The following is a 4,964-nucleotide window of genomic DNA, read 5'->3' on the forward strand; positions in this document are numbered from 1 at the left end:
GTGGTCAAGGTGGTCGCCGTACGCTCCAAGCGCGCACCCGGCTGGATGCTGCCGGTGGCCGGCGGGCTGCTGTTCACCCTCTTCGTCGGCATCGTCCTGACCTCGGCGGTCTGGTACTACGTCAACTACGGCCTGCCGGACACCAACAGCTACTGATCAGCGGTGCCGCTGGAGCCGTTCCATCTCGTGGGCGACCTGCTCCTCGCTGAAGTCGCCGTGCCAGACGTCCCAGGCGTTCATGACGACGCCGATGCCCCATCCGGCGATGGGGAAGATCGGCCAGAAGAAGCCGTGCGACGTCATCGCCCAGACCACGATGAGCAGGCTGTTGACCATGATGTAGACGAGCAGGTGCGCGAAGAAGTCGCGCTTCTTCTTCAGGTGGACCAGTGCTCGCTCCCGCAGCTCGGCGTCGGGGTTGGGGACCAAGGGTGGCTGCGGCGGCACGATGGACGACCTCTACGACGAGGTCGAGGGCATCATCAGCGCCAGCGACTTCATCGAGATGACCGAGGACGCGCAGCTGCTGTTCATCTGAGCCGAGCGAGCGTGCGGCCAACGACGTCGTGGAACCGCCCACCGGAGATGGTTGCGTTCGTACTTTCGGACAAGTTTCCCTAGTCAGGTCGGGGGGTTGAGCGGCGTGGGCCACCCGTTGCCCCCGAGGCGGACGCACGCTGAGGAACGTGACGCCTCCCCCCAAGGCGTGCCGCTTCGCTGCGCTCTCGCTCGTGTTGTTGTTGAGCACCGTCGCAGGCCAGGCCAGCGCCTCCCCCGATCCTACTGACCAGACCCCAGCCGGCACGGCCCAGACTCGGCTCGTGGCGGATCACGACGCGAGGACCGGCCGGCCCCTCCGGGTCGGCGCCTACGTGCAGGGCATGCAGGAGAACGCCGCGGCGTTCGCGGACTTCGAGGCGCTGGTGGGCCGGCAGCTGGAGGTCGCGTCGTACTTCTACGGCTTCGGCGACGTCTTCCCGGGGGCCACAGAGCTCGGCTTTTCCGACGGCGGCCGGCGTGACGTGCTGCTCTCGTGGGACATGGGCGCCACCCGCTTCCGGCAGTGGGCGCGAGGACGCTACGACCCCTACCTGCGCCAGATCGCAGCAGCTGCCAAGGCCTACCCCTACCCGGTCTACGTGCGGCCGTGGCCGGAGATGAACGGCGACTGGCAGGACTTCCAGCCCACCCGCACCGGCCACCGCAAGCACGGCGGCACCTACCGCGAGTTCATCGCGGCGTGGCGGCACGTCGTGAGCTACACGCGCAAGCACGGCGCACGCAACATCCGGTGGGTGTTCAACCCGACCGCGGACACCTACCCGCAGACGACCCGGGTCAGCAGGATCTGGCCGGGTCGCAAGTACGTCGACGTGCTCGGCCTCGATGGCTACAACTGGGGCGACTCGGGCCACGGCGGCTGGCGCTCGTTCCGGCAGATCTTCCACACGCAGTACCACCGGCTCACGAGGCTGGACCCGCACGCGCCGGTGTGGGTGTGCGAGTTCGGGTCGAAGGAGCCGCTCGTCGACGACGGGGCCCCGGTGGACCGCGGGCACAGCAAGGCGTCGTGGCTCACCGATGCGCTGTCGGTCCCCGGCATGCCGCGCGTCGAGGCACTCGTGTACTTCCAGGCCGACAAGGAGCGGGACTGGCGGGTGAACTCCTCCCAGGGGGCGCTGGTCGCGTTCCAGCAAGGGGTCGCGCGCGTCGGCTGAGCCCCCGCGCGCCGGCGTGATCACGCCGACGAGAGGTGCGCCCGCACGTACATCCGCTTCGAGGAGCCGTACTTCGGCCAGCAGGTGGTCAGGGTCAGCTGCCGCCCGGGCAGCGGGTCGAGGACCCACGCGGCACTGGCCGGCACGATCTTCGGATCGATGTCGATCACGTAGGTCCAGGTGGTCTGCCCCTGGCGCAGCTCCACGACGTCACCGGGCCGCAGCCGGTCGAAGTCGAGGAACGGGTCGCCGTGGCCGGCACGGTGGGCCGCGAAGGAGACGTTGCCGCGCTGGCCGGGCAGCGGCGTCTGCGGGTAGTGGCCCGGCCCATCGGCCAGGACGCTCTGCGAGGTGCCCTCGGAGGCGACCCAGGACCACGACTCGCCGAACCGCGGGATCCGCATCTCGACCAGGGCGTGCCCCACCGGCACCGGGTGCGCGACGGGAACGGCGTTCCCGCCGCGCACCACGGCTTGCTCCGGCACCTGCGCGCGCAGCCGCTGCTGCGCCTGCGCGGTCTCGTGGTGCTCCATGACGAGCTCGGCCACGGGCACGCCGGCGAGCGTCAGTCCGAGGACCGTCAGCAGGACGCCGACGACCCGCCTCACGACTCGCGTCGCGGCACGGTGCGCAGGACGGCCAGGCCCATCGCCACCAGGGCGAACGCGGCCAGCAGCAACCAGAGAAGGTTGCCGGTCAGACCCGTCATCGCAAGACCACTGCCTGCAGCGGTCGTAGCTCCGTTGTTGTACATACTTCTTTCACCACCTTTTCTCTCGGCGCAGGGCGACCTGGTAGAACGCCCGCGCTTGGACGACCTGCAGGAACAGGTCGTAGACCATCTCGATCACCAGGGGCGCCGCCAGGAGCATCTGGGGCCAGCCCCGGCGTCGTACCGTGACGACGCGCTCGAGGACGAACACGAGGGACACCGCCAGCCAGAAAGGGTGCAGCTGCCACCCGCCGATCAACCCGACCACGAGGCTGGCGACATAGGCCAGCGTGGCCAGCACCCCCAGGGCGCTCAGCAGCTGGCGGCCCCAGTAGGGCGCCGTCACGCGGGTGAAGCCGTAGTCGACGATGTTCTCCAGCGCGCCGCGCTTCCATCGCGAGCGCTGCCTGGCCAGGTCGCCCCAGGTCTGCATGACCTCGGTCTCCAGCGTGCACTCGCCGGGCGCGAGGATGCCGTAGCCGAGGTGCATGAGCGCGAGGGACAGCTCGTTGTCCTCGGTGAGCACGTGGACGTCGTAGACCGCGCCGGCGCCGGACTTGTCCGGGAGCCGGCCTTCGCGGCGGGCGCGGGCGACCTCGCGCAGCACGCGCATCGGGAACACCGACGCGGTGCCGGTCAGCACGAGCGCCCGTCCCTGCAGCCGGCGTACGTCGCGGGCGTAGCGCGCGTACTCGTTGCGCTGGAAGACGCCGACCAGCCCGCCACCGGGGCCGCCGAGGAAGGTGCCGCCCACCCCTCCGAGCCGGGCGCCACCCCGGGCGCGACGGCTGCCGTCGGGGGCCTCCAACGCCCGCCGAGCCGCCGCGAGGAAGCCGGGGTCGAGCAGCGAGTCGGCATCCATGACCAGGACGAGGTCGTCGTCGGCCAGCTGCGGGTCGAGGGCGGCGAGAGCCTGGTTGAGGGCGCCCGCCTTCTTGTGCACGTTCCCCTCGGTCGGGAAGACCGAGACGCCCAGGTCGCGCGCGATCTGCTCGGTGGGGTCGGTGCAGTTGTCTGCGATCACGACGATCTCACCCGGCGGTTCGGTCTGCCGCCGAAGCGAGGCGACAGCCGCAGCGATGCCGGCCTCCTCGTTGTGGGCCGGCAGCAGGGCGGTGACCGCCGTGCGGACATGCCCGCCTTCGGCAGCGCGCAGGCGTGCGCGTTCTTCGGTCGTCGCGTGCACAGTGGTCCCCCCAGGCCATCCGCGCTGCCCTCACGGTCGTGCGGGCGCGTCAAACTACGAACCCGAACGGTCGCCCCCAGACATGGACCGGCCCACTCCCCCAGACGGTCCCCGGTAGCTCCCGAGCGACCCAGCCCCTCCGCTGGTGCCATGCGGCTGTCGCCTCGGCTCTGTCGCCTCGGTGCCCCCACCCGCCGATCGATAAACCCGATCGGTCGTCGGTCAGCTCAGCTGCGCAGGCAGCGTGAGAGCCTCGCTGACGGTGGCTCGGTGCGAGGCCGTTCACGGCCTCGATGACTCAGCAGCGTTGGCACCCGCTGGCGCACCGCTGGTCGAGCTTGTCGAGACCTCCGCGGCGAAGACACAGCGGCGGGTCCCAGCACCAGGTCACCCGGCTTCGAGGCTCGGCGCTGGGGCGCCTCACACCTCAGCCACCGTCAGCGCGCCGGCTCGGCCCCGGTGGCTGAGGTGCGAGGCCGTTCACGGCCGAGCCTCGAAGCCTCCGCAACGAAGGCACCCGCTGGTCCGACGCTGGTCGAGCTTGTCGAGACCTCCGCAGCGAAGGCACCCGGGCGGGTCCCAGCACCAGGTCACCCGGCTTCGCAGCGCTGGCCCCCGGGTGGGCCCCAGCCTCGGCTCAGCGCGCCGGTTCGGCGAGCCGGGCGAGCGTGCGGCGTACGACGTCGTGGAACCGCCCGACCGAGGCGATGTCCAGCCGTTCCCCCGGGCTGTGCGCGCCCTCGACCGTCGGCCCGATCGAGACGGCGTCCAGCCCGGGCAGGTGCGCGGCGATCTCGCCGGCCTCGAGGCCCGCGTGCACCGCGGTGACGTGCGGCTCCTGCCCGTGCACCTCGACGTGGACGGCCCGCACCAGGTCCAGCAGGTGGCTCCCGGACTCGGGCTGCCAGGCCGGGTAGGCCGAGACGACCTCGACCCGGGCGCCCCCGAGCCGGGCGAAGCTTGCATACCGCGCGTGCAGCGCGTCCAGGTCCGGCTGCCGCGACGACCGCGGCGCGGAGACCAGCACCACCTCGTCGTCCTCGACGTAGGCGACGCCCAGGTTGGTCGAGGTGCGCACGATGCCGGCCAGCCGCTCGTCCATCGACAGCACCCCGGACGGCAGGGTGACCAGCAGGTCGATGACCCGAAACGCGGCCGCCGCGGACAGCACCCGCTCGGGGCGCGGCGCCTGCGGCGCGAGCACCTCGATCCGCGCCTCGTCGTCGGCTCCCTCGCGCCACCCGCGGACCCTCCCCTGCACGTCGGCGGCGAGGTGCTCGAGCCTGGCCCGGCCCCGCTCGTCGACCAGGACGACGGCCTCGGCCTCGCGCGGGATCGCGTTGTCCGC

The 4,964-nt window shown here is 71.6% G+C and carries 6 protein-coding genes; 2 read left to right on the forward strand and 4 right to left on the reverse strand.

All coding sequences use genetic code 11. The features are described from left to right. Window positions 1–9: 9 nt before the first annotated feature. On the forward strand, window positions 10–156 hold the full coding sequence (locus VFV89_RS24850) for a DUF6529 family protein (RefSeq protein ID WP_414690364.1): 147 nt from the start codon (window positions 10–12) through the stop codon (window positions 154–156). Here VFV89_RS24850 and VFV89_RS10125 read toward each other — a convergent pair whose 3' ends face one another. Further along, complete coding sequence (locus VFV89_RS10125; protein WP_329705808.1) at window positions 157–447, reverse strand: 2TM domain-containing protein; 291 nt, start codon at window positions 445–447, stop codon at window positions 157–159. Window positions 448–821: 374 nt separating this feature from the next. On the opposite strand from VFV89_RS10125, the gene VFV89_RS10130 reads away from it, so the two are divergent. Then, window positions 822–1,718, forward strand: coding sequence for a glycoside hydrolase family 26 protein (locus VFV89_RS10130; protein ID WP_329705809.1), 897 nt, complete (start codon window positions 822–824; stop codon window positions 1,716–1,718). Window positions 1,719–1,738: 20 nt separating this feature from the next. Here VFV89_RS10130 and VFV89_RS10135 read toward each other — a convergent pair whose 3' ends face one another. From VFV89_RS10135 to VFV89_RS10145, 3 genes are all read right to left on the reverse strand, one after another. Further along, on the reverse strand, window positions 1,739–2,326 hold the full coding sequence (locus VFV89_RS10135; RefSeq protein WP_329705810.1) for a sortase: 588 nt from the start codon (window positions 2,324–2,326) through the stop codon (window positions 1,739–1,741). A 153-nt stretch (window positions 2,327–2,479) separates the two neighbouring features. Beyond that, window positions 2,480–3,616 (reverse strand): glycosyltransferase family 2 protein, encoded by a 1,137-nt coding sequence (locus VFV89_RS10140; protein ID WP_329705811.1) that lies wholly within the window; start codon window positions 3,614–3,616, stop codon window positions 2,480–2,482. A 637-nt stretch (window positions 3,617–4,253) separates the two neighbouring features. Next, the coding region (locus tag VFV89_RS10145; RefSeq protein ID WP_329705812.1) for a M20/M25/M40 family metallo-hydrolase at window positions 4,254–4,964 on the reverse strand (711 nt) is incomplete at its 5' end.

The sequence above is a fragment of the Nocardioides sp. genome, from assembly GCF_036274455.1.
Lineage (GTDB): Bacteria > Actinomycetota > Actinomycetes > Propionibacteriales > Nocardioidaceae > Nocardioides.